Annotated in this window: 18 protein-coding genes; 6 read left to right on the top strand and 12 right to left on the bottom strand. The window is 70.7% G+C overall.

The genetic code is table 11. The annotated features are described in order from the left end of the window. The 4 genes from ACZLKG_RS12165 to ACZLKG_RS12180 form a co-directional block, all read right to left on the bottom strand. Nucleotides 1-1,045: IS256 family transposase (locus ACZLKG_RS12165; RefSeq protein WP_463648888.1), on the bottom strand; the 1,045-nt coding region annotated here is incomplete at its 3' end. A gap of 39 nt (nt 1,046-1,084) precedes the next feature. Further along, entirely contained in the window at nt 1,085-1,480 is a 396-nt protein-coding gene (locus ACZLKG_RS12170) for a phage integrase N-terminal SAM-like domain-containing protein (protein WP_463648889.1), read from the bottom strand. Between the two features lie 414 nt (nt 1,481-1,894). Continuing rightward, a complete protein-coding gene (locus ACZLKG_RS12175; RefSeq protein ID WP_463648890.1) occupies nt 1,895-5,185 on the bottom strand; it encodes a sugar phosphate isomerase/epimerase family protein in 3,291 nt (1,096 codons plus the stop codon). A 493-nt stretch (nt 5,186-5,678) separates the two neighbouring features. After that, nucleotides 5,679-10,235, bottom strand: coding sequence for a 3-keto-alpha-glucoside-1,2-lyase-like domain-containing protein (locus ACZLKG_RS12180; protein ID WP_463648943.1), 4,557 nt, complete (start codon nt 10,233-10,235; stop codon nt 5,679-5,681). Between the two features lie 559 nt (nt 10,236-10,794). Here ACZLKG_RS12180 and ACZLKG_RS12185 point away from each other — a divergent pair. Next, nucleotides 10,795-11,619 carry an aldo/keto reductase gene (locus ACZLKG_RS12185; RefSeq protein ID WP_425709432.1) on the top strand — a complete coding sequence of 275 codons (825 nt, stop codon included), beginning with the start codon at nt 10,795-10,797 and terminating at the stop codon, nt 11,617-11,619. A gap of 85 nt (nt 11,620-11,704) precedes the next feature. Here ACZLKG_RS12185 and ACZLKG_RS12190 read toward each other — a convergent pair whose 3' ends face one another. Next, nucleotides 11,705-12,115: a RidA family protein gene (locus ACZLKG_RS12190; protein ID WP_425709433.1), complete on the bottom strand. Its 411-nt coding sequence runs from the start codon at nt 12,113-12,115 to the stop codon at nt 11,705-11,707. A gap of 145 nt (nt 12,116-12,260) precedes the next feature. Between ACZLKG_RS12190 and ACZLKG_RS12195 the strand changes: the two genes are divergently transcribed. From ACZLKG_RS12195 to ACZLKG_RS12215, 5 genes are all read left to right on the top strand, one after another. Next, nucleotides 12,261-12,722 carry a cupin domain-containing protein gene (locus tag ACZLKG_RS12195; RefSeq protein ID WP_463648891.1) on the top strand — a complete coding sequence of 154 codons (462 nt, stop codon included), beginning with the start codon at nt 12,261-12,263 and terminating at the stop codon, nt 12,720-12,722. Beyond that, nucleotides 12,719-13,621: an acyl-CoA thioesterase gene (locus ACZLKG_RS12200; RefSeq protein ID WP_425709435.1), complete on the top strand. Its 903-nt coding sequence runs from the start codon at nt 12,719-12,721 to the stop codon at nt 13,619-13,621. The genes ACZLKG_RS12195 and ACZLKG_RS12200 overlap by 4 nt, the downstream gene beginning before the upstream one ends. 68 nt (nt 13,622-13,689) lie before the next feature. After that, on the top strand, nt 13,690-15,366 hold the full coding sequence (locus ACZLKG_RS12205) for an AMP-binding protein (protein WP_425709436.1): 1,677 nt from the start codon (nt 13,690-13,692) through the stop codon (nt 15,364-15,366). 25 nt (nt 15,367-15,391) lie between these two features. Further along, nucleotides 15,392-17,767: a bifunctional salicylyl-CoA 5-hydroxylase/oxidoreductase gene (locus ACZLKG_RS12210; RefSeq protein ID WP_425709437.1), complete on the top strand. Its 2,376-nt coding sequence runs from the start codon at nt 15,392-15,394 to the stop codon at nt 17,765-17,767. 35 nt (nt 17,768-17,802) lie between these two features. After that, the gene (locus tag ACZLKG_RS12215; protein WP_425709438.1) at nt 17,803-18,219 is read left to right on the top strand and encodes an acyl-CoA thioesterase; all 417 of its coding nucleotides are present in this window, start codon (nt 17,803-17,805) and stop codon (nt 18,217-18,219) included. A gap of 88 nt (nt 18,220-18,307) precedes the next feature. Here the strand turns inward: ACZLKG_RS12215 and ACZLKG_RS12220 are convergent, their stop codons facing one another. The 7 genes from ACZLKG_RS12220 to ACZLKG_RS12250 form a co-directional block, all read right to left on the bottom strand. Continuing rightward, nucleotides 18,308-19,234: a PaaX family transcriptional regulator gene (locus ACZLKG_RS12220; RefSeq protein WP_425709439.1), complete on the bottom strand. Its 927-nt coding sequence runs from the start codon at nt 19,232-19,234 to the stop codon at nt 18,308-18,310. Then, nucleotides 19,234-19,926, bottom strand: a complete 693-nt coding sequence (locus ACZLKG_RS12225; RefSeq protein WP_463648944.1) for an ABC transporter ATP-binding protein — start codon at nt 19,924-19,926, stop codon at nt 19,234-19,236. Before ACZLKG_RS12225 ends, ACZLKG_RS12220 begins: the two co-directional genes overlap by 1 nt. 11 nt (nt 19,927-19,937) lie before the next feature. Beyond that, the gene (locus ACZLKG_RS12230) at nt 19,938-20,726 is read right to left on the bottom strand and encodes an ABC transporter ATP-binding protein (protein ID WP_425709441.1); all 789 of its coding nucleotides are present in this window, start codon (nt 20,724-20,726) and stop codon (nt 19,938-19,940) included. Beyond that, nucleotides 20,723-21,769 carry a branched-chain amino acid ABC transporter permease gene (locus tag ACZLKG_RS12235; protein WP_425709442.1) on the bottom strand — a complete coding sequence of 349 codons (1,047 nt, stop codon included), beginning with the start codon at nt 21,767-21,769 and terminating at the stop codon, nt 20,723-20,725. The genes ACZLKG_RS12230 and ACZLKG_RS12235 overlap by 4 nt, the downstream gene beginning before the upstream one ends. Next, complete coding sequence (locus ACZLKG_RS12240) at nt 21,766-22,650, bottom strand: branched-chain amino acid ABC transporter permease (RefSeq protein WP_425709443.1); 885 nt, start codon at nt 22,648-22,650, stop codon at nt 21,766-21,768. The genes ACZLKG_RS12235 and ACZLKG_RS12240 overlap by 4 nt, the downstream gene beginning before the upstream one ends. 11 nt (nt 22,651-22,661) lie before the next feature. Continuing rightward, complete coding sequence (locus ACZLKG_RS12245) at nt 22,662-23,867, bottom strand: ABC transporter substrate-binding protein (RefSeq protein WP_425709444.1); 1,206 nt, start codon at nt 23,865-23,867, stop codon at nt 22,662-22,664. A gap of 169 nt (nt 23,868-24,036) precedes the next feature. Continuing rightward, the gene (locus tag ACZLKG_RS12250) at nt 24,037-26,412 is read right to left on the bottom strand and encodes an ATP-binding cassette domain-containing protein (RefSeq protein WP_425709445.1); all 2,376 of its coding nucleotides are present in this window, start codon (nt 26,410-26,412) and stop codon (nt 24,037-24,039) included. Nucleotides 26,413-26,489: the final 77 nt, after the last annotated feature.

Below are 26,489 nucleotides of genomic sequence, written 5' to 3' on the forward strand. Positions count from 1 at the left end.
GGAACGCCAGGAACGGGGTGAACCGCTCCCACGCGGCGCGGAACGTCTTGACCGCCGAGGGGTAGCGACGGCCGAGCTCGCTGGCCTCGAAGGCCTCCAGCACCTCCAGGGCGGCCTCAGCGCTGGGCGCCTGGTATATCGGCCGCAGCGCGGCCGTCAGAGCCTTACGGTCCTTGTAGTTCACGAACCTCGTCGCGGCCCGGATCAGGTGGACCACGCAGGTCTGCACGGTCGCCTGGGGCCAGGTCGCTTCGACGGCCTCGGGGAACCCCGTGAGCCCATCGCAGCACACGATCAGCACGTCACGCACGCCCCTGTTGGCCAGCTCGGCGCAGACGCCGGCCCAGAACTTCGCTCCCTCGCTGGCCTGGACCCAGATACCCAGGACGTGCTTGATCCCGTCCATATCGACGCCGATGGCGAGATGGGCGGACCTGTTGCGCACGTGTCCGCCATCGCGGATCTTGACCACGATCGCGTCGAGGTAGATCACCGGATACAGCGCCTCCAACGGGCGGTGCTGCCAGGCCAGGACCTCCTCGCTGATCTGGTCCACGACCTTGGAGATCGTCTCGTAACTGATCTCGGTGCCGATCGTGGTCGCGAGGTGGTGCTCGACGTCCCGCAACGTCATCCCGCCTGCGTAGAGGCTGATGATCATGCCGTCCAGGCCATCGAGACGGCGCTGCCCCTTGGGCACCAGCATCGGCGTGAACGTCCCGTCCCGGTCCCGGGGGACGGCCAGATCGACGTCCCCGATCTGGGTCGCCACGGTCTTCGGGCTGGTCCCGTTACGCGAGTTCGGGTGCTCGGCAGCGTCCGCGTCGCCACGGTCGTAGCCCACGTGCTCGGTCAGCTCGGCACCCAGACCCCGCTCGAGCGCGGCCTTGAGCATCCCGCCGAGCAGGCCCTGCTCACCCGTGAGCGGCTCGCCGGCATCGATCTTGGCGAAGATGTCGTCCAACGCTCCAGAGCCCTTCAGACCGTCCGCGATCTCCTTCTGCCGCCGTCTGCGTTCCGCACGCTCCGGACTCTCCTTGGTCATGGTCACAGCATGTTCTCCTTCGAACGCTGACCCCACCCCTTACACAAACCATCTGACACGCCCCGCCGGGTGGGTACCGAAGTACTCCTCGCAGACCCGGTCCCAGCCGTAGTCCGGGTTGCACACGTAGCTCGTGAACGCGCGCAACGCGCAGTGGTAGCTGCGCAGCGTGGAGTGCGAGACGTGCCGGACGGTGCGTAGGTCGGCCGAGAACTCCTCGACCATCGCCTGCGTCCAGCGCCACGGTTCCTCGTTCATGTGCGCGACGAACCTTCGCACGCACCGCACACGCTGATCGATCGTGGCGAACTGCAGGTTGCGCGAGAGCTGCTGATTCCGCCAGCCGTCCAGCATCAGCTCGAACACGCGCTCCTCGGGCCGCAGCACCGGCAGCGCCGGCACCAGCTGGACCCGACCCGCGCCATCCACCTGCATCACAACACCCCCGATCGGTGGTTACACCTAGTGATTCAATGATGCATCTGTTGAGACTACTCGGATGCTCCTGCAGGTCAAGGGCCAGCCATCGGAGCTCCACCAGACAACTGCCGGAGTTCCGCGACGAGTCGCATCCACCAGCCGAAGCGCGTCGCAAGCAGCGTTCATGCAGGTCAGACGTGTACAGCCGGCGAGGTGCACCGGCTGCCGAGCGGGGGACCCCGGTGATTCATCTGATGCAATACGCAGAGTCCGTAATGTCATAATGTACATTATCGGATCGTGGGGTGCTGCGCCGAGAGCGGTGCTGAGGGTCGCCCGTGAGCCGGGAGCCGACCACGACATGGCACTGAGAACGACGTGGGGCCCGCCGAGCTGATGCTCGACGGGCCCCACGGCCGTGCTGATGGATCAGCGGCGCACACCCAGGGTGTCGACGCCGTCGCCGTTCCAGTCACCGACGAAGACCTCGTCGGAGGCCCGACCGTAGTCGAGCTCGATGTCGGCGTTCGTCGACGTCAGCGAGTTGTTGACGAAGAACGAGTTCGCACGACGCACGGCGAACGTGTCCGTGCCGTTGCCGTCCCAGTCACCGACGTACACCTCGTCCGAGGCGCGGCCGTAGTCGAGCTCGGCGTCCGCCCAGCCCGAGGTGAGGCTGTTGGACAGGAAGTAGCTGTTGCCGCGACGCACCGCGAAGGTGTCGACGCCGTCAGCGTTCCAGTCGCCGACCAGGACCGTGTCGCCCGAGCGGCCGTAGTTCAGCTCGGTCTCGGCCCAGCCCGAGGTGAGGCTGTTGGACAGGAAGTAGGCGTTGCCGCGACGCACCGCGAAGGTGTCCACGCCATCGCCGTCCCAGTCACCGACCAGGACCTCGTCGGAGGCCCGACCGTAGGTCAGCTCGACGTCCGCGTTCCCGCCGTAGAGGTTGTTCGACAGGAAGTAGGCATTCCCACGGCGGACCGCAAGCGTGTCGGACCCGTCACCGTCCCAGTCACCGACGAGGACGTCGTCACCGGGACGACCGAAGGAGAACTCGTGGTCCGCCCAGATGTCCCAGCCGTCGTTGAGGTAGAACCCGCGACCCGGCGTCGGCGGCACCGGCTCCGGCTCCACCGGGGGTTCGGGCTGGCCGGCTTCCTGGCCGGTGAGGTACTCGAACCCGGTGGTCACGAAGTCCTCGCCGTCGGGCGCCACGTCGTACTCGAGCACGTAGTACGCCACGGGCGCGTGCTCCTGAGCGGCAGCGATGATGCCCGGCAGGTCGACCTCTCCCTCACCGAGGTTGGTGAAGGTCGGACGGCCGTCGCCGCCGACGTTGGTGGCGTCCTTGATGTGCAGGAGCTCGATGCGGTCGCCGTGCTCCTCGATCAGCGCCGGAACATCGACGCCGGCATGCGCGGCCCATGCGATGTCGAGCTCGAACGTCACGAGCTCCGGGTCGGTCTCGGCGACCAGGATCTCCCAGGCCGACATCTCCACACCGTCGTGCTCGTAGGTGGTGGTGAACTCGCCGTCGTGGTTGTGGCCGAAGAACTTCCCGACCCCGGCGTCCACCGAGCGCTGACCGAGTCGGTTCATCGCCTCGGCCGTGGCCAGGGTGTCCTCGTAGGACTCGATGCCCGGAGACGCGAACCCGCCCGAGCCGACGTACTCCTGGCCCAGCGTGCTGACATAGTCCAGCGTCTCGTCGAACGTGTCCTCGTCGGTGTTGTAGTGCGACGACGGCACGCTCAGACCCAGACCATCGGTCAACGCCCGGAACTCATCTGCCGAGTACCCCTCGAACGTCCCACCGAACGGCTCGATGTTCTCGAAACCGATCTCGGCCAGGCGCCCGAGCACCGGCTCCAGACCCGCATCCCCCACCCACGGGATCAGCGAGAACATCTGGATCGACACATCCTCCACCGGAATCAGCTCCGGCTCGGGCGGTGCGGGCTGGCCGGCTTCCTGGCCGGTGAGGTACTCGAACCCGGTGGTCACGAAGTCCTCGCCGTCCGGGGCCCGGTCGTACTCGAGCACGTAGTACGCCACCGGTGCGTGCTCCTGGGCGGCGGCGATGATGCCCGGCAGGTCGACCTCTCCCTCACCGAGGTTGGTGAAGGTCGGACGACCGTCGCCGCCGACGTTGGTGGCGTCCTTGATGTGCAGGAGCTCGATGCGGTCGCCGTGCTCCTCGATCAGCGCCGGAACATCGACGCCGGCATGCGCGGCCCAGGCCACGTCGAGCTCGAACGTCACGAGCTCCGGGTCGGTCTCGGCGACCAGGATCTCCCAGGCCGACATCTCCACACCGTCGTGCTCGTAGGTGGTGGTGAACTCGCCGTCGTGGTTGTGGCCGAAGAACTTCCCGACCCCGGCGTCCACCGAGCGCTGACCGAGTCGGTTCATCGCCTCAGCCGTCGCGAGGGTGTCCTCGTAGGACTCGATGCCCGGAGAGGCAAACCCACCGGACCCGACGTACTCCTGACCCACGGTCTCGACGAACTCCAGCGTCTCGTCGAACGTGTCCTCGTCGGTGTTGTAGTGCGACGACGGCACGCTCAGACCCAGACCATCGGTCAACGCCCGGAACTCATCTGCCGTGTAGTCACCGAAGGTGCCACCGAACGGCTCGATGTTCTCGAAACCGATCTCCGACAGGCGCCCCAGCACCGGCTCCAGGCCTGCATCGGCCACCCAGGGCGTCAGCGAGAACATCTGGATCGAGACGTCTTCCACCGGGATGAGCTCGGGCTCGGCCGGGGGCTCGGGCTGGCCGGCTTCCTGGCCGGTGAGGTATTCGAAGCCGGTGGTCACGAAGTCCTCGCCGTCGGGCGCGACGTCGTACTCGAGCACGTAGTAGGCGACCGGTGCGTGCTCCTGGGCGGCGGCGATGATGCCCGGCAGGTCGACCTCTCCCTCACCGAGGTTGGTGAAGGTCGGACGACCGTCGCCGCCGACGTTGGTGGCGTCCTTGATGTGCAGGAGCTCGATGCGGTCGCCGTGCTCCTCGATCAGAGCAGGGACGTCGATGTCGGCGTGGGCGGCCCACGCGATGTCGAGCTCGAACGTCACGTACTCCGGGTTCGTCTCGGCCACGAGGATCTCCCAGGCCGACATCTCCACACCGTCGTGCTCGTAGGTGGTGCTGAACTCGCCGTCGTGGTTGTGCCCGAAGAACTTCCCGACCCCGGCCTCGACCGACCGCTGCCCGAGACGGTTCATCGCCTCAGCCGTCGCCAGAGTGTCCTCGTAGGAGTCGATCCCCGGGGAGGCGAACCCGCCCGAACCGACGTACTCCTGACCCACGGTCTCGACGAACTCCAGCGTGTCGTCGAACGTGTCCTCATCGGTGTTGTAGTGCGAGGACGGGACATTCAGACCCAGACCGTCCGTCAGCTCACGGAACTCCTCTGCCGTGTAGTCACCGAAGGTGCCACCGAACGGCTCGATGTTCTCGAAACCGATCTCCGACAGGCGCCCCAGCACCGGCTCCAGACCCGCATCCCCCACCCACGGGATCAGCGAGAACATCTGGATCGACACCTGCTCCACCGGGATCAACTCGTGCTCGGCCTGCGCGGGGGCGTCCGCCGGCTCGGGCTCGGCGGGCGAGGCACTCGCCGCGCTGAGCGCCATCGGCAGCACGAGTGCGCTGGCGAACGCTGCTCCCACCGCTCGGGGTAGCCAACGGCTACCTGGTCCTCGTCTGGTCACGATTCCTCCTTGAGCTCGCATACCTGTCTGGCCGTACCGTCACGGCACCTGTGCCCGAGGGCGGCGGCCACTCCGCCTCACGCCCCTCGGCCGGTCCGCGGCGCAGCGCACGCACCTTCCCGTCCTCGGGTCGAGGCGCCGCTCCGCCGCGGGTCTGTCCATCCAATCACCATGAAGACCAAAGCAACAGGGGTTTCGCTCAGGCAAAAAAGAAGTGGTGTGCCAGGTCTCGGTCGACGCCTCTCCCCCGCCAGTGCCGTGGCGTCGTTGCCGAGTCAATCAGGTAGCCATCGAGGCAGTCCCCCGGGTCGACTGCCTCGGTCGTTATCCGACTGCCTCACCGCACTAACCGAGCCGACGCCGACTATGACGACGGCGAAGGGCGGGCCCCGCACCCATCAGGGTGCGAGGCCCGCCCGTTGGTGAGCAGAAGTCCGCTCAGTGGTGGAGCGGAAGTCCGCTCACTCGCCGATGATCGGCATCAGGTTGCTGGTCAGCGGCGGACTCCGAGGGTGTCGGAGCCGTCGCCGTTCCAGTCACCGACGAAGACCTCATCGCCGGCCCGGCCGTAGCGGACCTCGATGTCGGCCCACCCACCAGTCAGCGAGTTCGACACCAGGTACAGGTTCCCGCGACGCGAGGCGAACGTGTCCGCCCCGTCACCGTCCCAGTCCCCCACCAGCACGTCGTCGGACGCCTGTCCGTAGTCGAACTCCGCATCCGCCCAGCCCGAGTTCAGGCTGTTGGAGACGTAGTAGGTGTTCCCACGACGCACCGCGAACGAGTCCGCACCGTCCGCGTCGTAGTCACCGACCAGGACCTGGTCGTCCGCGCGGCCGTAGTCCAGCTCGGCCTCCGCATTCCCACCAGAGAGCGAGTTCGTGAGGAAGTAGCTGTTCCCGCGACGCACCGCGAACGAATCGCTGCCGTCGCCGTCCCAGTCACCCACCAGCACCGTGTCCGACGCGCGACCAAAGGTCAGCTCCACGTCCGCGTTACCCCCGTAGAGGTTGTTGGACAGGAAGTACGCGTTCCCGCGGCGCACCGCGAGCGTGTCCGACCCGTCGCCGTCCCAGTCACCGACCAGGACCTCGTCACCCGGGCGACCGAAGCTGAACTCGTGGTCCGCCCAGATCCCCCACCCGTCGTTGAGGTAGAACCCACGACCCGGCGTCGGCGGAACAGGCTCCGGCTCCACCGGCGGCTCCTCGTCGTCCAGCTCGGCGATACGGACGTTGCGGAACGAGACGTCGTCGCCGTCACCGTGGTTCTGCAGCCCGATGTAGCCGGAGCTGAGGTCACGTGCCGGGTCGGTCGACTCGAACTCGTTGATGAGGACGTCGTTGAGGTAGACCTCGATCATCGGGTCGTCGACGACGATCTCGTACGCGTTCCACTCCCCCGGCGGGTTGAGCGCCTCGTCCCTGGCCGCCTCGTCGGCGCCCTGGAACGTGTAGATCGCGCCGGTGGTGCGGTCGGGCTCGTCGGTGGCGTCGATCTGGATCTCGTAGCCCTCGTTCACGGCGACCCACGGGTCGTCACCGGGCTCCGGGAACCCGACGAACACGCCCGAGTTGTCGTCGCCCGCCATCATCCAGTCCAGCCGGAGGCTGTAGGCGTCGAACTCCTCGGGGAACCACAGGAGGCCCATCCCGCCCGTGGTGAGGGCGGTGCAGTCCTCCTGCAGCTCGAAGCTGCCGGGGCCGGCCATGTTCCAGGCGTCCAGGCTCGCCTGGGTCCCGTCGAAGAGCGGGGTGTAGCCCTCCTCGACCTCGACAGGCTCGCAGACCGGGGGCTCCGGGTCGTCGCCGACCACCCGGAAGTGGTCGAAGCTCACGGTCGTGGGCTCCGCCTGCTGCGCACCGAGGGCATAGATGCCCGGGCCGGCGTCGCCGACCTGGTCGTTGGTCACCGCGCTGGGCAAGTCCTGCCAGGTCTCACCGTCGGTCGAGAAGGCACCCGTGAAGGTGTCTCCGTCCCGGGTGAGCCGGACGTGGTACTCGTCGGACAGTGGCAGGTCGGTGAGGTCGTCCTGCGGGTTCTGGATCTCGCCGCCCACCTCGCTGCGGAGCTCGACCCGCAGCGGGGTGTCGCTGCCGTTGGTGGCGTAGACGGGGTCGAGCTTGACGTAGTTGTCCTCGTCCCCGTAGACGATGATCCCGCCCTGCTGGTAGGCGCTGCCCAGGTCGGCGCTGAACGTCGTCTCGACCGTCCACTGGTCCCCCGTGAGCACCCGGTTCTGCAGGATGTTCGGCACGGGCGAGTTGTCGCCGGCGTAGAAGTCGGCGTCGGTGGTGGTGACGTTGTAGGCACCGTCCGCGACCGTGGCGAGCTCGGGGTCGTAGTTGATGATGTCCCACCGGCACGTGTCGACGACCGTTCCGTCGAACTCGTCGTCAGCCGAGATCTCCGCGTCCGGGTCCTCGCAGACCGGCGGCTCCGGTGCGGGCTCCTCGCCCCCGCCGGACGCCGTGAAGTGGAGGAAGTCGAGGTCGACGCCACCGGTTGAGGTGACGTAGACGGTGCCGGAGCCCTCAGGGATCGTCTCGAGCGTCGTGGCCACCTCCTGCCAGCCGTCGCCGCCGGAGATCTCGATCTCGGCGAACGGGTCGGCCGCGACGTCGTTCCAGCGCAGTGCCAGGGTGCCCTCGCCGGACGCCTGTGCTGCGACGGTGTCGATCGGCTCGCCCGTCGCTGCGTGGGTGAACGCGATCGGCTGGAACGCGATGTGGTCGCCCTCGTCGAACGAGGTGACGTAGGAGCCCGCGCTGGCGCCGGGGTCGTTCGCGACCTCGATGCCCTCCTGGGAGTCGTACCACTCGCCCTGCTGGACCTCGGGCTTGGTGATGAGCGTGGCCTCGCCGGTGGTGGCCGGGACCTCGCCCTGGGGCTCGTCGGTGTACGTCACCACGAGGGTGCCGTAGATCTTCTCGCCCTCACCGTGCTCGACGGCGGACTCGTTCGTCTCGATGGTGAAGTCGCAGCCGTTGCCGCTGACCTCCGGGTGGGCGTGCTCGTTGTGGCCCAGACCGAACGTCCATGCGACGCGGCCGCACTCCGGCGTGTCGCCGTCCTCGGCGTCGGTCACCGAGACGCTCATCGGGATGTCGTCGCCCCAGTCGAAGATCGCGCCGTCCGGCACGGACAGCGAGACCTCCGGCGCGGTGTTGCCGACGGTGATCGGGGTGTTGGCCAGACCGACCTTGCCCTCGGGGTCCGTCACCCTCAGGGTGACGTGGACCTGTCCGAGCTCGGCGAACGTGTGCGTGACCTGGACGCCCTCGGCGTCGAACTCGCCGTCGCCGTCGAAGTCCCACTCGTAGGTCAGGTCACCGCCCTCGGGGTCACGCGACTCCGAGGCGTCGAAGGCCACGTCGAGCGGAGCCTCGCTGCTGGCGACCGGGTCGGCGGTGAAGCGTGCCTGCGGCGTCTTGTTGTCCGGCGCGTAGTCCACGCGGTACAGGCCGGCGCCCGGGTTCTGCCGGAAGAAGCCGTCGCCGTAGTCCAGGACGTACAGCGCGCCGTCCGGTCCGAACTCCATGTCCATCACACCGTTCCAGACCGGCATGTTGGCGGTCTCCAGGTGGGCGTTCGGCAGGAAGTCGGAGATGCTCGTGACCGAGCCGTTCGAGCCGAGCTCGTCGACCCCGAAGGACACGACGTAGTCCTGCGAGAACTCCGCCAGGAACGGCGTGCCGTCCCACTCCTCGGGGAACGCGATCGTCGACTCGCTGGTCTCGTCGTAGCGGTAGACCGGGCCACCCATCGGGGCCTGGCCGCCACCGCCGAGGGTGACGAGGGCGTCCCACTCCGCGGGCTGGTCGCCCGGGTTGTCGCCGTACCAGATCTGCGGCTCGGTCACCGGCGGGAGCTGCTCCAGACCCGTGTTCCAGGTCGAGTTGTTCACCGGGCCCGCGTCGCAGTCGAAGAACTCGCCGGGCGTGCTGGTCTCGAAGTCCCACTCGTTGTACGCGCCACCGTCGTTGGGGCCGTGGCAGTACGGCCAGCCGCCGTTGAGCGGTTCGCTGGTCATCTGCCACTCGACGAAGCCCATCGGGCCGCGCTCGTCGCTGGCGGAACCGGCGTCAGGACCGTAGTCCGCCCAGATCAGGGTGTCGGTCTCCAGGTCGTAGTCGATCCGGAACGGGTTGCGCAGACCCATCGCGTAGATCTCCTCGCGCACGAGGTCCGGGTCGTACTCGCCAGTGTCGAACAGGTTTCCCTCGGGGATCTCGTACGTCGTGCCCGGGCCGACCTCGGCGTCCGCGGCGATCTCCTCGAGGGGATCGATCCGCAGGATCGCGCCGCGCAGGTCGTTCGTGCTGCCGGCGCCGCGACGCGCGTCGAGCCCGGGGTTCATCCCGGAGGCGTTGTTGATCGGGGTGTACCCGTTGGCCCCCGGCGTTCCTGCCGGCGTGTTGTCACCGGTGGACAGGTAGAGGTTGCCGTCGCTGTCCCAGGCCATGTCGGCGCCGACGTGGCAGCACTGACCGCGCTGGGCCTCGATCCGGATGATCTCCTCCTCGGAGTCCAGGTCGAGCGTGCCCGCCTCGGGGTCGAACACGAAGCGGGAGAGCACGTTGTAGCCGAGCCACTGCTCCCACTCCTCGAGCGAGTCCGAGCCCTCGATCTGCTCGGGAGCACTGCCCTGCGGCGTGGTCTCCGGGTACGGGAGGCCCGACGGCGAGACGCCGTCCATCACGCGCGGCGCGTAGACCATGTAGACGAGGTTGTTCTCCTCGAAGTTCGGGTCGAGCGAGATGCCCTGGAGCCCGTCCTCGGAGTTGGCGTAGACGTCGAGCTGTGCGATCTCGTTCGTCGTCCCGGTGTCCGGGTCGGTGAGCCGCACGACGCCGTCGCGCGCGGTGTGCAGCACGCGCGAGTCCGGGAGCACAGCCAGGTCGATCGGCTCGCCGGTGTCCTTCGAGAGCAGGATCCGCTCGTAGTCGTTCCAGTCGGTGTCACCCTCCTGCACCGGCGCCGCCGGGGGCGGGTCGGCCGGATCGCTCGGTGGGTGATCCGGATTCGCGCTCGCGGCGCTGAGCGTCATCGGCGCCACGAGGACGCCGGCGAGCAGCGCGCCCGCAGCTCGAGGTAGCCAACGGCTACCGGTTGATCGTCTGGTCACGATTCCCCCTCTTGAGATCGCACACCTGACGCGCCGCATCGGTGCGACGCGCGGCCCCCGGGGACGGCGGCAGCTCCGCCTCACGACCCCCGGGGCACCACGGCCGACCAGGGGTGCTCTCCCCCGTCCGGGCAGGGCGCCCGTCGACCGTGGATGAAGGGAGTAGACCAGGCCGTGAGCGTGAGCACAAGGGGTTTCGCTCAACTAAAAAATAAGTCGGCAGGCCCGGGACCAGGCGAACAGCGTCATCCTCCGCGGCCGTCCTCGTGCCGGGCGGCGGGGCGGCGCCACCGCGCGAAGCACGGCACGATCGTGCGTCAGTGGCGTTTGATCCGGGTCTCAGCCTAGATTCCAGAGGACGGCGCGTCGTGACATGTCATGCACTGATCTAGTTCTGAGCCCTGATCTCCTGCATGCGCGGGACCGCCGACAGTTCGAGCCCGGCTCGCCACACACGCCGGGGACCCGTAGCGTCGAGGACATGTTCTCCTTCCCGGACGGAACCGCCGTCCCCGCCGTCGGCCTCGGCACCGCGTCCGTCGACGGCGAGGCCGGGATCGCCGCGATCGCGGGCGCCCTCGACCTCGGGTACCGCTACGTCGACACGGCGGTCAACTACCGCAACGAGACCGAGGTCGGCGAGGCTCTCTCGCGCAGCTCCGTGCCGCGCGCGGAGGTCATGGTCGCCAGCAAGATCCCCGGTCGCGCGCACGAGCGTGACAAGGCGATCGCCGCCGTCGAGGGATCGCTCGAGCGGCTCGGCCTGGACCGGCTCGACGTCATGCTCGTCCACTGGCCCAACCCGTCCGTCGGCCGCTACGTCGAGGCCTACGAGGCGCTGCTCGAGTGCCGCGAGCGCGGTCTCGTCGACCACGTGGGCACGAGCAACTACACCGAGGCGCACCTGCGGGAGATCGTCGCGGCGACCGGGGAGGCGCCTGTGCTCAACCAGATCGAGTGCCACCCGCTGCTCCCCCAGCGACGGATGCTCGACGTGCACCGCGAGCTCGGCATCCTCACGCAGGCCTGGAGCCCGCTCGGCAAGGCGTCGGCGCCCTACGACGCGGAGCCCGTCGAGCGGGCCGCGCACACGCACGGGGTCACCGCCGCCCAGGTCATCCTGCGCTGGCACCTCGAGCGCGGCGTCATGCCGATCCCGAAGTCGATGCACGCCGAGCGTCAGCGGGCGAACCTCGACGTAGGGTCCTTCTCGCTCACGCCGGACGAGGTCGAGGCCGTCAGCGCGCTCGAGGTCGCGGACGGACGCCTGTTCGACGGGGACCCCGACACGCACGAGGAGATGTAGCCGGCCCGCATCCGCGCCGGCCCGCGGCCGGGCTCAGCCCCGCGGCGGGGCCGAGGTCCGCTCCGGCATCGGCCCGCGGCCTCGCTCAGTCGTCGCTGCCCGAGCCCAGGTGGGCGACCGCCTCGATCTCGATGACGGCCTCCTTCTGCCACAGGCGCGTGACGCCGAGCCCGGCCATCGCCGGGTAGTCGCGGCCTGCCATCTCGCGCCAGATCCGTCCGATCTCGCGGCCGTTGGCCATGTAGTCGTCGACGTCGGTGAGGTAGAGCCGGACCGAGGTGAGGTCCGCGGGCGACCCGCCGGCCTCGGCGAGCGTGGTGAGCACGTTCGAGAAGGCCTGGCGGAACTGCTCGACGACCCCTCCCGGGACGATCCGACCGTCCTTGTCGAGTGCGGTCTGACCACCGAGGTAGACGACGCCGTCCGCCTCGATGCCGTGCGCGTAGCCGGAGGGGTCGGCCATGGACGAGGGGTTCACGGTGCGGCGGCGGGCCATGTGCTGCTCCTTCACGTAGCGGGTGGGACCGGGTTCTTCCGCGTGCTGGGACCCGGTGCTATATTGAGCATACGTGACGGTCGGCAGATTGACGATATGCCGATCGAGCCCATCGCTGTCGCTGGTCTCACCCGGAAGGACACCCATGACATCTCCGGAACCCACGGATGCCGCCCCGACGGTCGGTCCCGACGTCGTCCCCGTCGTCACCCGCGCCGGTGAGGAGGACACCGCGACGATGCAGTCCGGCGACGCCGTCCGGGTCTCCGGCGTCGGGCCGCAGCACACCCCGGCCACGAGGATCTGGTTCGGTCAGGTGTCGAACGCGCCCGGCTACCGCTCTCCCCCGCACCACCACGGTGAGGCCGAGACCGGCGGCTACGTGCTGCGCGGGCACGGCCGCATCTACTTCGGCGAGGGCTACCGGGAGTTCCTCGACATGAGCGCCGGCGACTGGGTGTTCGTCCCGCCCTACATGCCGCACGTCGAGGCGAACATGTCGATCACCGAGGACCTGGTCTGGCTCACCGCACGGACGCCCGACAACATCGTCATCAACCTCGACGAGGTGCCGGACGAGTCGCTTCAGGGGTACCGCCGACCATGACGGGCGCGACGAGCTCGGTGCTGCTCGGCGCCCTGGAGCTGACGGCCGCCGAGCGCGAGGGCGCCGACGAGGCCTGGACCGCGGTGACGGGTCCGTGCCCGTGGCCCAAGGCGTACGGCGGGGACATGGTCGCGCAGGCGTCGCTCGCCGCCATGCGGTCCGTCGACCCGGGCCGCGTGCTGCACTCGATGCACGGCTACTTCATGCGTCCCGTCGAGATCGGCCGACCCGTCCGGTACGAGGTCGACCGCACCCGCGACGGCCGGGGCTTCTCCACCCGGCAGGTGCGCGGCATCCAGGCGGGCAAGGTCGCCTTCCTCATGATGGCGTCCTTCCAGGTCCTGGCGGCGGGCCCGGAGGTCGCCGCGCCGGCACCCCCGGACGTCTCGGGGCCCGAGACCCTGCCGTCGTCCGCCGACGTGCTGGCACCGGTCGAGCCGGGCACGCCCGCCGCGGGCTCGATGACCGCCGAGGCGAAGGAGTACTGGAGCCGAGGGCGCAGCTTCGACATGCGCCACGTCCCCGGCCCCGTCTACCTCGAGGTGGAGGGCGGACGCACGCGGCACCAGGCCGTGTGGGTCCGCGCGTTCGAGACCCTGCCGGACGACGACCTCCTCCACCGCGCCGCCCTCGCCTACGTCTGCGACTACACGATCATCGAGCCGATCCTCAGGGCGGCCGGGCTCCCGTGGGCGGAGCCCGGGCTCGTCACGGCGAGCCTCGACCACGCGATGTGGTTCCACCGGGCCGCGCGCGTCGACGACTGGCTCCTGTACGCCCAGGAGGCCGTCTCCGCACAGGACGGGCGCGGCCTCGCCACCGGACGCTTCTTCGACCGCGACGGCCGGCTCGTCGCGACCGTCGTGCAGGAGGCCCTCGTCCGCCCACCTGCCGACTGACCCACCCGGGTCGAGGGTCGGCGACGGCGCCACCCCTTGCCCCTCCCCTCTGAGAGGACCCTGCACGGATGGACCTGACCCCGTCGTCGCACGTCGACACCTTTGCGCGCGACCACCTCCCGCCCCGCGAGCTGTGGCCGACCTTCGAGTTCACCCTGCCCGAGCTGCAGTTCCCCGACCGACTCAACGCGGCCGTCGAGCTCCTCGACCGGCAGGTCGAGCGATGGGGCCCGGACCGGGTCGCCCTGCGCACACCCGCCGGCGAGACGTGGACCTACGGCGAGCTGCGGCTCCGGTCCGACCAGGTCGCCCAGGTGCTGACCGAGGACCTCGGCGTCGTCCCGGGCAACCGGGTCGTCCTGCGCTCACCGAACAACCCGTGGACCGTGGCTGCATGGCTCGGGGTCCTCAAGGCGGGAGGCGTCGTCGTCACCACCATGCACGCGCTGCGCGCCGCGGAGATCGGCCAGCTCATCGAGGCGACGCGGCCCTCGGTCGCGCTCGTCGACGAGCGCTTCGCGGAGGATCTCGACACGGCCGTCGCCCGCTCGGGCGCGGACGTCGCGGTGCTCCGGTACGGGGGCGACGGGCCGGAGGACCTCACCGTCAGGTGCGCGGCGAAGGACGGCGTGTTCGACGCCGTCCAGACGGCGGCGGACGACGTCGCCCTGCTCGGTCCCACCTCGGGCACGACGGGCGTCCCGAAGATCACGATGCACTTCCACCGCGACATCCTGGCCAACGCGGAGACGTTCGGCCGCCACGTCCTGCGGCCGGAGCCCGAGGACCTGTTCACCGCCACGGCCCCGTTCGCCTTCACCTTCGGGCTCGGTGCGCTCGTCGTGTTCCCCCTGCGCTTCGGCGCCTCGTCCCTGCTCCTGGAGAAGGCGGCCCCGCTGGAGTTCGCGGAGCACGTCCGGGCGTCCGGCGCGACCGTCATCTTCAGCGCCCCCACGGCCTACCGCGCGATCCTGCGCGAGGGGCGGGAGGACCTCCTGGCCGGGGTGCGCACCGCCGTCTCGGCCGGCGAGCACCTGCCGGCCCCGGACTGGGAGGAGATGCGGCGGCGCACCGGGCTCGAGGTGATCGACGGCATCGGCTCGACCGAGCTCCTGCACATCTTCGTCTCCTCCCCGGTCGGGGAGATCCGGCCGGGAGCCACCGGCCGCCCCGTCCCCGGGTACCGGGCCACGATCCTCGACGACGACGGTCACGAGGTCGGTCCCGACGTCGCTGGCCGGCTGGCCGTCATCGGCCCGACCGGCTGCCGCTACCTCGACGACCCGCGCCAGGCCGCGTACGTGGTCAACGGGTGGAACGTCACCGGTGACACCTTCTCCCGCGACGCCGACGGCTACTTCCACTACCAGGCGCGTCGGGACGACATGATCGTCAGCTCCGGCTACAACATCGCCGGGCCGGAGGTCGAGACGGCGCTCTCCCGGCACGACGACGTCCTGGAGTCCGCGGTGGTCGGGCGCCCCGACGAGGCGCGCGGCACGGTGGTGTGCGCGTTCGTCGTCCTGCGCGAGGGTGTGGTCGGCGACGACGGCAAGCGCCGTGAGCTCCAGGACTTCGTCAAGCAGACGATCGCGCCGTACAAGTACCCGCGCGACGTGCGGTTCGTCGACGTCCTGCCGCGCAACCCGAGCGGCAAGCTCCAGCACTTCCGTCTGCGCCAGGAGCTGGCGGAGCAGGCGGCGCGCCCTGCGTCGCCCGCGTCCGCCCCCGTCTCCGGTTCCTGATCCTCGCCCCGAAAGGACGTCAGCCATGAAGATCGCCGTGATCGGCGGTGGGCCCGGAGGACTGTACTTCGCGGCCCTGATGAAGCAGCTCGACGCCGCTCACGAGGTCGTCGTCTACGAGCGGAACCGGGCGGACGACACGTTCGGGTTCGGCGTCGTCTTCTCCGACGAGACCCTGGGCGGGATCGAGAATGCCGACCCCACGGTGGCGGCGGCGATGACCAGCCAGTTCGCCCACTGGAGCGACATCGACGTGCACTACCGCGGCGAGGTCGTCACCGTCGGCGGACAGGGCTTCGCGGCGATGGGGCGCAAGGAGCTGCTCCGGCTCCTGCAGCAGCGGTGCGCGGACCTCGACGTCGACGTCCGCTTCAGCACGACGGCGCCGGACGTGGCGGAGCTCGCCGCGGCCAACGACCTCGTGCTCGCGGCCGACGGCGTGAACTCGGCGGTCCGTGGGCGCTACACCTCCTCGTTCGGTCCGGACGTGCACACGGGCCGCTCGAAGTTCATCTGGTTGGGCACCGACAAGGTCTTCGAGGCGTTCACGTTCATCATCAGGGAGACGCCGTGGGGCGTCATGCAGATCCACGGCTACCCCTACTCCGCGGACCGCTCGACCTTCATCGTCGAGATGGACGAGACCACGTGGCGCCGAGCAGGCTTCGACGTGACCGAGGACGCCGTCCTGAAGCCGGGCGAGAGCGACGAGCACGCGATCGCCCGGATCCGGGAGATCTTCGGCGAGGACCTCGGCGGCCACCAGGTGCTCGCCAACAACTCCAGGTGGATCAGCTTCCCCACCGTGCGCAACGAGTCCTGGCGGCACGAGAACGTCATCCTCCTGGGGGACGCCGCGCACACCGCACACTTCTCCATCGGCTCCGGCACCAAGCTGGCGATGGAGGACTCCCTCGCGCTGGCCGCGTGCCTGCACGAGAACGCCGACCTCCCCACCGCGCTCGCCGCGTACGAGGAGGAGCGGCGCCCGGTCGTGGAGTCCACGCAGCGGGCCGCCGAGGCCTCGCGCGGCTGGTTCGAGTCGATCCACCGGTACGTCGGGCAGGACCCGGACCAGTTCGCCTTCAACCTGCTCACCCGCTCCCGGCGCATCACCCAGGCCAACCTCGAGCTCCGCGACCCGGACTTCGCGCACCGGATCGACGCGGCGTTCGCCGAGCGGGTCGGGGCGACGGAGGTCGTGCCGGCCATGTTCCAGCCCCACCGCATCGGGTCCCTCGAGCTGCGCAACCGGATCGTCGTCTCGGCGATGGACATGTACTCCGCCGTCGACGGCGTGCCCCAGGACCTCCACCTCGTCCACCTCGGGTCGAAGGCCATGGGCGGGGCCGGCCTCGTGATGACGGAGATGGTCTGCACCTCGGCGGACGGACGGATCACGCCCGGGTGCACCGGGCTCTACACGGACGCCCAGCGTGACGCGTGGGGGCGGGTCGTCGACTACGTGCACGCGCACAGCCGGGCCGCGATCGGCGTGCAGCTGGGCCACTCCGGCCGCAAGGGCTCGACCCGGCTGATGTGGGAGGGCATCGACGAGCCGCTCGAGTCGCACAACTGGGAGACCGTGGCCCCCTCCCCGATCCCGTACGGCCCGGGCAACGCCGCCCCCCGGGAGATCACCCGCGCCGAGATGGACGAGATCCGCGAGGACTTCGTCGCGGCGACGCGCCGAGCCGCCGAGGCCGGGTTCGACCTCGTCGAGGTCCACCTCGCCCACGGCTACCTCCTGTCCTCGTTCCTCTCCCCGGTGTCGAACCGACGCACCGACTCCTACGGCGGCAGCCTCGAGAACCGGCTGCGCTACCCGCTCGAGGTCGTCGACGCGGTCCGCAGCGCCTGGCCCGCCGACCGTCCGCTGCTCGCGCGCATCTCCGCCGTCGACTGGCTGCCGGACGGCAACACCGACGACGACGCCGTCACGATCGCCCGGGCGCTGATCGCGCACGGCGTGGACGGGATCGACGTCTCCAGCGGCCAGGTGGCCAAGGAGGAGCGGCCGCGGTTCGGGCGCAGCTACCAGACGCCGTTCGCGGACCGCATCCGCAACGAGGTGGCGGCGCCGGCGGGCGCCACCGTCATCGCGGTGGGCGCGATCTCCTCCTACGACGACGTGAACTCCATCCTGCTCGCCGGCCGTGCCGACCTGTGCGCGCTGGGTCGGACGCATCTCTACGACCCGCAGTGGACGCTCCACGCCGCGGCCGAGCAGGAGTACACCGGGCCGGCGGTCACCTGGCCGCCGCAGTTCCGGGCCGGGCGCCGCAGGCCGCCGACCGCGCGGACCGACGCCGTCCGTCCGCGGCTGTCGCTGCTGCGCGACCAGGACAGCGACGCCGGGACCCACCGACGATGGGCGCCGAGGTCGCCGAGCCGCGCGTGAGCGCCCGCGCGGGTCGCCGAGGAGAAGGAGGAACGGTGGGAGCGTCGATCAGCTACGAACGGACCGTGGCCTGGGCGGAGACCGACGCCTCCGGGCACTACCACAACAGCACCGTCATGCGGCTGTTCGAGGCCGCCGAGGCCGCGCTCGTCCGCGACCACGGGCTGACCGACTACTTCGGGGTCACCCCCCGGGTGCGGCAGGAGATCGACTTCGAGGCCAAGCTCTACTTCGACCAGCCCACCACCACGGTGGTGACGGTCGAGCGGATGGGACGCACGTCGATGACGTACCGGTTCGAGGTGTGGGGCGAGCCGTTCCGTGACCAGCCGCGGGCCCGCGCGGCCAGCGGCATCGTCGTCGTGGCCCACGTGCCGGTCGGCTCGCCGTCCGCCAGGCCGTGGCCCGAGGACGTCGTCGCCGCGCTGGGCTCTCGCGCGGCGGACGGCTGAGGAGGAGCCCGGGACGGGACAGTGGTCCCGGAGCCCGGAGCCCTGGTCTCGGACGACGTGCCTCGCCCGCCCCGCCTCCGGTGTGCCCTCAGCCGGGCTCGCCCCGGCGGGGATCGTGGATGACGCTCAGCGCGTGCTCCTCGGCGCGCGGGCGCATGACGGCGTCCAGCCTCTCGAACAGGGCCCTGGCCGACTCCCCCGGCCAGTTCTCCGGCAGCAGGGTGAGCGGCAGGCCGGGATCGCGGTACGGCAGCCGCCGCCATCGCGTGAGCATCGGGACGTAGGCGCGGAAGTGGTCGCGGGCGGACGACCGTCCGGACTCGGCGAGCACGCGGTCCTGGTCGTGGCGCGCGAGGAACTCCGAGTACAGGGCACCCAGCTCGCCCAGCTCCCACCACCGGGCCACCCGCTCCCGCAGGTCGCCGTAGGCGAGGTGCTCCCCGCGGAACAGGTTGACGTAGGTGTGCAGGCCGTGCCGCTCGAGGGTGTGCCGTACCTCGTCCTCGAGGTTGGCCGGCGCCACCCAGAAGCCGGGGGCGATCGTGCCCAGGCCGAGCCGGGTGAGGTGCGACCTCAGCTCGTGGCGACGCGCCCGGTGCGACTCCGGTACCGAGAACACCACGAGCAGCCACCCGTCCTCCTCGGTGGCCCGACGCCGGTCGAAGATGCGCCGGTCACCCTCGGCGACGAGCCCGAGCGCGTCCTCGCTCAGGGCGTACCCGGCGGCGCCCCCGCGCCGCTCGCTCCGCAGCACGCCGCGTCGCTTGAGCCGCGAGATCGAGGACCGTACCGCGAGCCCGTCGACGTCGAGATCGGCCATCAGCGACACGACCGAGGCCACCGAGATCCAGTTGTCCTCGCGCCGCGCGTACAGGCCGAAGATCGTGAGGATGAGCGGGGCGAGCCTGCCGTCGTGGCCGCCGCCGCCGGCGCCGGCCCCGCTCCCGGAACCGGCGCCCGCGCGGGTCCCGCCCGCATGTCCGGCCCCTGAGCCGGTACCGCGCGTCGTCGCCATCAGCCCACCCCGAGGAGGCTCCGCGCGGCCGCCTCGTCGCGCCGGAACTCCGCCACGGTGCTCTCGTGCACGACGACTCCCTTGCGCATGACCGCGACCCGGTCCGCGACGGCGAACGCCAGGCGAAGGTCCTGCTCGACGACGACCGTCGCTAGACCGCCGGAGGTCAGGCCCTCGAGGATCTCCCGCACCTGGTCGACGACGGCAGGCGCGAGCCCGTCCGAGGGCTCGTCGAGCAGCAGGACGCGGGGGGAGCCCAGCAGGGCCCGTCCGATGGCGAGCATCTGCTGCTCGCCGCCCGAGAGCTGCGAGCCGAGGTTCGTCCGACGTTCGGCGAGTCGCGGCATGAGCTCGTAGACCCGCTCGGGGGTCCAGTCGCCCGACCGCCGGTGGGAGATCTGCAGCGTCTCGTGCACGGTCAGCGGCGCGAACACCCGCCGGCCCTGCGGCACGATCGCCAGTCCCGCCCGCGACCGGGCGCTGGTCGGGCGGTGGGTGACGTCCCTCCCGTCGATCCGGACCGTGCCCGCGCTCGCTCGCACGAGCCCCATCATCGTCTCGATGAGGGTCGTCTTGCCGGCGCCGTTGCGGCCCAGCACGGCGACCGACTCCCCCGCCGTCACGGCGAGGTCGATGCCCTGCAGGACCCGGCTGCCGTCGTACCCGGAGACCAGAGCGCTCACCTCGAGCAGCGGCGGCGCGGTCACGAGGACACCTCGAACAGCTCGGTGCCCGCGGACCGGCCGAGGTAGGCCTCCTGCACCGCGTCGTCCGCCCGCACGGCCTCCGGCGATCCGTCCGCGATGAGGCGCCCGGCGGCGAGCACGCTCACCCGCTCGGCGAGCCGGAAGACGACGTCGAGGTCGTGCTCGACGACGACGACGGTCACGGTGCGCGGCAGGGACTCCACGAGGGAGGCGAAGAGCTCGGTCTCCGCGACCGACATGCCTGCCGTCGGCTCGTCGAGGAGGATGAGCCGCGGGTCGCAGGCGAGCACCATCGCGACCTCCACCTGACGGCGTTCGCCGTGGGAGAGCGCCCCGCACAGGGCGGCGTGCCGGTCGGCGAGGCCGACGTTCTCCAGGTGCGTCATCGCGGCGTCGCGGATCGCGCGGTCGCGGCGCGGGCTCGGCCACGCCCGCACGGGAGAACCGGAGGAGCGTTCGACGGCGGCCCACACGTTGTCGAGCACGCTCATCCCGAGGAACAGGCTCGAGTGCTGGAACGTCCGGACCAGACCGGCGCGCGCGCGGCGCGCCTCGCCGAGCTGGGTGATGTCCTGCCCCTCGAGGTGCACGGTGCCCGACGTCGCGCGGGTGCGGCCCGCGAGCACGGCGAAGAGGCTGGACTTGCCGGCCCCGTTCGGGCCGATGAGGGCGTGGCGGGCGCCGCGCGCGATCTCGAGCGTCACGGAGTCGACGGCCGTCAGCGAGCCGTAGCGCAGCGTGAGGTCGTGCGTGCGCAGGATCGCGGCGTCGGTGGGTGGGCTCACTGCTCGGTCCCCCGTCCCCTCGTCGTGGATCGTTGTCGGTCGGGCAGCAGTCCCAGGGGCCACCGGGCCCGGATCCCGGCGATGCCCCGGGGCAGCAGGTACACGGCGGCGACGAAGGCGATGCCGAGCAGGAGCGTGCCCCGGCCGTCGAAGTAGCCGCCCAGCCAGTCCCGCACGAAGATGACGAGGCCCGCACCGAGGACCGGTCCCCACAGGACGCCCGCCCCTCCGACGACGACCGCGAGGAGGGCGAACGCCGAGACGTCGAACCCCATGTCGCCGGGCGACATGAACCGCGTCTGGGCCACCCAGGCCGTGCCGGCCGCGCCGGCGATGCCGCCCGCGATCGTGTACGCGATCAGCTTGGTGGGGTAGGTCGACTGACCGAGGGCGCGCAGACGCGTCTCGCCGTCGCGCACGCCGCGCATCGACCGGCCCAGCGGTGAGGAGGAGACGAGCACCGCTGCGCCGAGGCCGAGCAGGAAGACGCCGAGCACCCACCAGTACACGTATCCCTGCAGCACGAGGGGCTCCCCGCCCGGGACGAGCGTGACGGCGGGGATCCCGGTGAGCCCGTTGGAGCCCCCGAGAGCCGCCACGGTGTCCGCCGCCCGGTGCGCGAGCTCACCGACGGCGAGGGTCACCATGAGGAAGAAGACTCCCGACGTGCGGACGACGACGGCGCCCGTCGCCGCGGCCAGCACGGCCCCGACGGCGACACCCACCCCGAGCTGGATGAACCCGTTCGTCGTCAGATGCTTGCCGACCAGGCCGGCGGCGTAGGCACCCGCGCCGAAGTAGGCGACCTGCCCCAGTGAGGGCATGCCCATGAGTCCGGTGAGCATGTCCACGCTGACCACGAGCAGGGCGAACGACAGCGCCCTGGCGACGAGGCCGAGCGGATAGGGGGCGAGGAAGAACGGCAGGAGGGCCAGGGCCAGCAGGGCGAGGGCGATGAGCAGCCGGCCGAGCCAGGCGCGGGAGGGCGCCCTGGTCGGTGCGCTCGGGCGCACGGCCTCGGCGGTCTCGACGGTCGTCGTCATGCGTGGGACCCCGTCCGTGCGGGCAGCAGGCCCTGGGGCCTGAGCAGGAGGACCGCCGCCATGGCGGCGAAGAGCAGGAAGGAGGCGAACTCCCCGGCGAGAACCACGCCGATCGACTGCACCTGGCCGACGATGAGCGCACCCAGCACGGCGCCGCCGAGCGAGCCCAGGCCGCCGATGACCACGATGACGAGGGCGAGGAGGAGGATCTGGTCGTCGAGCCCCGGCTGGGCGCCGAGGATCGGCGCGGCCAGCAGCCCGCCCACCGTGGCCAGCGCCGCGCCGACCCCGAAGACCAGCAGGAGCACGACCCGGGTGCGGATGCCGATGGACTCGACCATGCCGCGGTCCGCGACCGTCGCGCGGACGATCGCGCCCGCCCGGGTGCGGTCCAGGGCCAGGTACAGGGCGACGGCGATCACCGCGCCGACGCCGATCATCAGCAGCCGGTAGACCGGGTACGGGCTGCCGCCCAGCGAGATGGATCCCGCGAGGGCCTCGGGCGAGGCGACGGAGCGCACGTTCGACCCGAAGACCTCGCGCAGCAGCTCTGCTGCGATGAGGGCCATGCCCAGGGTGAGCAGCGCCTGCCGCAGGTGGTTGCGCACCGGCCCGGTCATCGCCGCCAGGAGTCCCCCGGCGGCGAACCCGACGAGCGCGGCGACGACGACCGCGAGCAGGAACGTGCCGGTCGAGGGGCGTCCGTCGAACATGGCGACGCCGACGTAGGCACCCACGAGCGAGATCGCACCGTGCGCGAGGTTGAGCACGTCCATCGTGCCGAAGACCAGGGAGAGCCCGATCGCGATGAGGAAGAGGACGGAGCCCAACGCGAGGCCGTTGAGCAGGGTCGTGAAGTTGGCTGCGAACCAGTCGAGCACGCCGCGGTTCCTCAGCCCTCGAGCTCGGCGATGATCACGTTGCGCAGCTCGCCGTCGACCTCCTGGACCTCACGGATGTAGTACGGGGTCAGCGGGTCGTGGTTCTCGTCGAAGCTCCACGGGCCGCGCGGGCTGTCGATCTCGCCGATCTCACCGAGCGCGGCGGCGATGCCGGGCCCGTCGATGCTCTCGGCTGCCTCCGCGGCGGCGTCGACCGCCGCTGCGGCGTCGTAGGCGGAGACGGCGTAGATGGTGGGGTACTCGCCGTACGCCTCCTCGTAGGCCTCGACGAACTCGGTGTTCCGCTCGGTGTCGATCATGGCGCTGTACGGCAGCGAGGTCTGGATCCCCAGTGCGGACTCGCCCTGCGCCTCGAGCAGGTCGCCCTCGACGATGAAGCCGTTGCCGTAGAGCTGGATGTCCTCCGAGAGACCGAACTGGTCGTACTGCTGGACGAAGCTCGCGGCCTCGGCCCCCGCGTAGAAGGCGAACACCGCCGATGCGTCCGACGCCTGGATCTCGCTGAGGTAGGGCTGGAAGTCGCTCGTGGTCCCGAACGGCGTGTAGGTCTCGCCCGCGACGGTGCCCCCGGCGGCCTCGAAGGCCTCCCGGAAGCCCGCGACGTGCTCCTGGCCGGCTGCGTAGTCCGCCGCGATGAGGTAGACGGAGCCGTCCCCGACGGCCTCGACGACGTGCTCGCCGATGGCGCCGCTGACGTCGCCGTTGCGGTAGGAGCTGCGCCAGATGTAGTCGGAGCCCTCGGCGGTGATGTCGTTCGCCCCGGCGTTCGCGAGGATGAGCGGCACCTCGGCCTGGATGAACGCGTCCTGGAGGCCGAGCGCGACCGCGGAGCTGACGATGCCCACGACCACGTCGGCCCCGTCCTGCGTGACGAGCCGCTCGGTGGCGGGCACACCGGTCTGCGGCCCCTCCCCCTCGTCCGCGGTGACGAGCTCGACGTCGAGCCCACCGAGCTGACCGTCGTTCTGGTCGAGGTAGAGCTGGAAACCCTGGTTGATGTCCTCGCCGAGCGGCGCGTAGACGCCGGACTGCGGGTAGGACAGTCCGACGGTGATCGAGGTGGCCCCGTCCTCCCCTGCCTCGTCGTCGTCGCCGCCGCCGAGGCTGCCGCCTCCGCAGGCGGCGAGCAGAGCCATGGACGTCAGTCCTGCTCCGAGGACGACGGTGCGGCGGGCGGGTCGGGGGGACCGATCCATGATGGACCTCCGGAGGTTCGTGTGCGGCACTGCAACGACCCCGGCAGCGTACGGCGTCCTCGTGACGGTCGTCAATATTCCGCGGTATGCGCGTGTCCTGGGCTCCCGCGCGCCTGCCTGGGTCCGCCTCCGTGCCTCGTCACGTCCCCTTGCCTCGGCCCCGCCGCGCTCAGGCGCCCACGTACTCCGCAAGGTGCTCGCCCGTGAGGGTGGACCGCGCGGCCACGAGCTCGGCCGGCGTGCCCTCGAAGACCACTCGGCCACCGTCGTGCCCGGCCCCGGGGCCGAGGTCGATGATCCAGTCGGCGTGCGCCATCACGGCCTGGTGGTGCTCGATGACGACGACCGACCGTCCGGACTCCACGAGCGAGTCGAGCAGCGCGAGCATCTGCTCGACGTCCGCCAGGTGCAGCCCGGTGGTGGGCTCGTCGAGGATGTAGACGTCGGCCGGCTCCCCCATCCGGACCGCCAGCTTGAGGCGCTGCCGCTCCCCGCCCGAGAGCGTGGTCAGTGGCTGTCCGAGGGTGAGGTAGCCGAGCCCGACGCCGACGAGCCGGTCGAGGATCTTCGCCGCGGCCGGGACCTTCGCCTCGCCGGCGGAGAGCAGCTCGAGGGCGGCCACCACCGGCATCTCCAGGACGTCGGCGATCGAGTGGCCGCCGAGGGTGAGCTCGAGGACCTCCGGGCGGTAGCGGCGGCCGCCGCACTCCTCGCAGGTGGTCGAGACGGTGTCCATGAAGCCCAGCTCCGTGAAGATGAGGCCCGCGCCGTTGCAGGCCGGGCAGGCGCCCTCGGAGTTCGCGCTGAACAGCGCGGGCTTGACGCCGTTGGCCTTGGCGAAGGCCTTGCGCAGGGGCTCGAGCGCGCCGGTGAAGGTGGCGGGGTTGGAGCGTCGCGAACCCTTGATCGGGCTCTGGTCCACCACGACCACACCCTCGCGACCGGCGAGCGAGCCGTGGACGAGCGAGCTCTTGCCCGAGCCGGCCACGCCGGTGACGGCGACGAGCACGCCGAGCGGCACGTCGACGTCGACCGACCGCAGGTTGTGGCTGTCCGCCCCGCGGATCTCCATGCTGCCCTTCGACTTGCGGACCGGGTCCTTCAGGCGTGCGCGGTCGTCGAGGTGCCGACCGGTCAGGGTGCCCGACGCCCGGAGCTCCGCGACCGTGCCCTCGAAGACGACCTCTCCCCCGGCGGAGCCGGCCCGCGGGCCGATGTCGACGACGTGGTCGGCCACCGCGACGGTCTCCGGCTTGTGCTCGACGACGAGGACGGTGTTGCCCTTGTCCCGCAGGCGCCCGAGCAGGTCGTTCATCTGCCGGATGTCGTGGGGGTGCAGCCCGATCGTCGGCTCGTCGAAGACGTAGGTGACGTCGGTGAGGGCCGAGCCCAGGTGCCGGATCATCTTCGTGCGCTGCGCCTCGCCGCCGGACAGCGTCCCGGAGGGCCGGTCGAGCGAGAGGTAGCCGAGCCCGATCTCGACGAACGCGGCGAGCGTGTCCGCCAGGTTCTCGAGCAGGGGTCCGGCGCCGGTCAGCTCGAGGCCGCGGGTCCACACCAGGAGGTCGGAGATCTGCATCGCGCAGGCGTCGGCGATCGAGACGCCGTCGATCGTCGAGGTGCGGGCGCCCTCGGCCAGGCGGGTGCCGGCGCACTCGGGGCAGGTGCCGAACGTGACGGCCCGGTCGACGAAGCGGCGCAGGTGCGGCTGCAGCGAGTCGCGGTCCTTGCTGAGCATCGACTTCTCGATCCGGGGGATCAGCCCCTCGTACGTGATGTTCATGCCCTCGGCCCTGATCTTGCGCGGCTCGGCGTAGAGCAGGTCGTGACGCTGGTTCTTCGACAGGTCCTTGATCGGCACGTCCAGCGGGATGACCGCGCCGAACAGCTTCGCGTACCAGCCGTCGGCCTTGTAGCCGGGGACGAGGACGGCACCGTCGGTGAACGACAGGTCCTCGTCGATCACCGCGGTGAGGTCGATGTCCGAGACGGACCCGGTCCCCTCGCAGCGGGGGCACATGCCGCCGACGATGGTGAAGGTCGCCTTCTCGGCCCGCGTACGATCTCCCTTGTCCACGGTGAGGGCGCCGGTGCCGGTGGCGGAGGGCACGTTGAAGGAGTAGGCCTGGGGCGAGCCGATGTGCGGAGTGCCGAACCGGCTGAACAGGATGCGCAGCACGGCGTTGACGTCGCTGACCGTGCCGAGCGTGGAGCGGATGCTGGCGGCGAGGCGCTCCTGGCCGACGATGATCGCGGTGGTCAGGCCGTCGAGCGTGTCGACCTCGGGCCGGTCGAGCCGGGGCATGAAGCCCTGGACGAACGCGGAGTAGGTCTCGTTGATCATCCGCTGCGACTCGGCGGCGATCGTGTCGAACACGAGCGAGCTCTTGCCGGAGCCCGAGACCCCGGTGAACACGGTGAGCCGCCGTTTGGGGATGTCGAGCGAGACGTCCTTGAGGTTGTTGACGCGTGCGCCGCGCACCCGGACGAGGTCGTGGCTGTCGGCGGGGTGTCCGCCCGGACGAGGTGCCGGCGTGCTGGCCATGGGGTCCTTCTTCGTCGGTGCCGAGGTGGAGCGGGCGTGGTCGTTCGGAGCGCGCCCGGGTGCGCCGGCACACGTTA

It is taken from the genome of Georgenia sp. Z2081, assembly GCF_055326445.1.

Excerpts from the sequence above, each read along its gene's own strand:
- ACZLKG_RS12170 (WP_463648889.1), bottom strand. The coding sequence starts at position 1,480 with ATGCAGGTGGATGGCGCGGGTCGGGTCCAGCTGGTGCCGGCGCTGCCG.
- ACZLKG_RS12180 (WP_463648943.1), bottom strand. The coding sequence starts at position 10,235 with ATGACGCTCAGCGCCGCGAGCGCGAATCCGGATCACCCACCGAGCGAT.
- ACZLKG_RS12185 (WP_425709432.1), top strand. The coding sequence starts at position 10,795 with ATGTTCTCCTTCCCGGACGGAACCGCCGTCCCCGCCGTCGGCCTCGGC.
- ACZLKG_RS12190 (WP_425709433.1), bottom strand. The coding sequence starts at position 12,115 with ATGGCCCGCCGCCGCACCGTGAACCCCTCGTCCATGGCCGACCCCTCC.
- ACZLKG_RS12195 (WP_463648891.1), top strand. The coding sequence starts at position 12,261 with ATGACATCTCCGGAACCCACGGATGCCGCCCCGACGGTCGGTCCCGAC.
- ACZLKG_RS12200 (WP_425709435.1), top strand. The coding sequence starts at position 12,719 with ATGACGGGCGCGACGAGCTCGGTGCTGCTCGGCGCCCTGGAGCTGACG.
- ACZLKG_RS12205 (WP_425709436.1), top strand. The coding sequence starts at position 13,690 with ATGGACCTGACCCCGTCGTCGCACGTCGACACCTTTGCGCGCGACCAC.
- ACZLKG_RS12210 (WP_425709437.1), top strand. The coding sequence starts at position 15,392 with ATGAAGATCGCCGTGATCGGCGGTGGGCCCGGAGGACTGTACTTCGCG.
- ACZLKG_RS12220 (WP_425709439.1), bottom strand. The coding sequence starts at position 19,234 with ATGGCGACGACGCGCGGTACCGGCTCAGGGGCCGGACATGCGGGCGGG.
- ACZLKG_RS12235 (WP_425709442.1), bottom strand. The coding sequence starts at position 21,769 with ATGACGACGACCGTCGAGACCGCCGAGGCCGTGCGCCCGAGCGCACCG.
- ACZLKG_RS12245 (WP_425709444.1), bottom strand. The coding sequence starts at position 23,867 with ATGGATCGGTCCCCCCGACCCGCCCGCCGCACCGTCGTCCTCGGAGCA.
- ACZLKG_RS12250 (WP_425709445.1), bottom strand. The coding sequence starts at position 26,412 with ATGGCCAGCACGCCGGCACCTCGTCCGGGCGGACACCCCGCCGACAGC.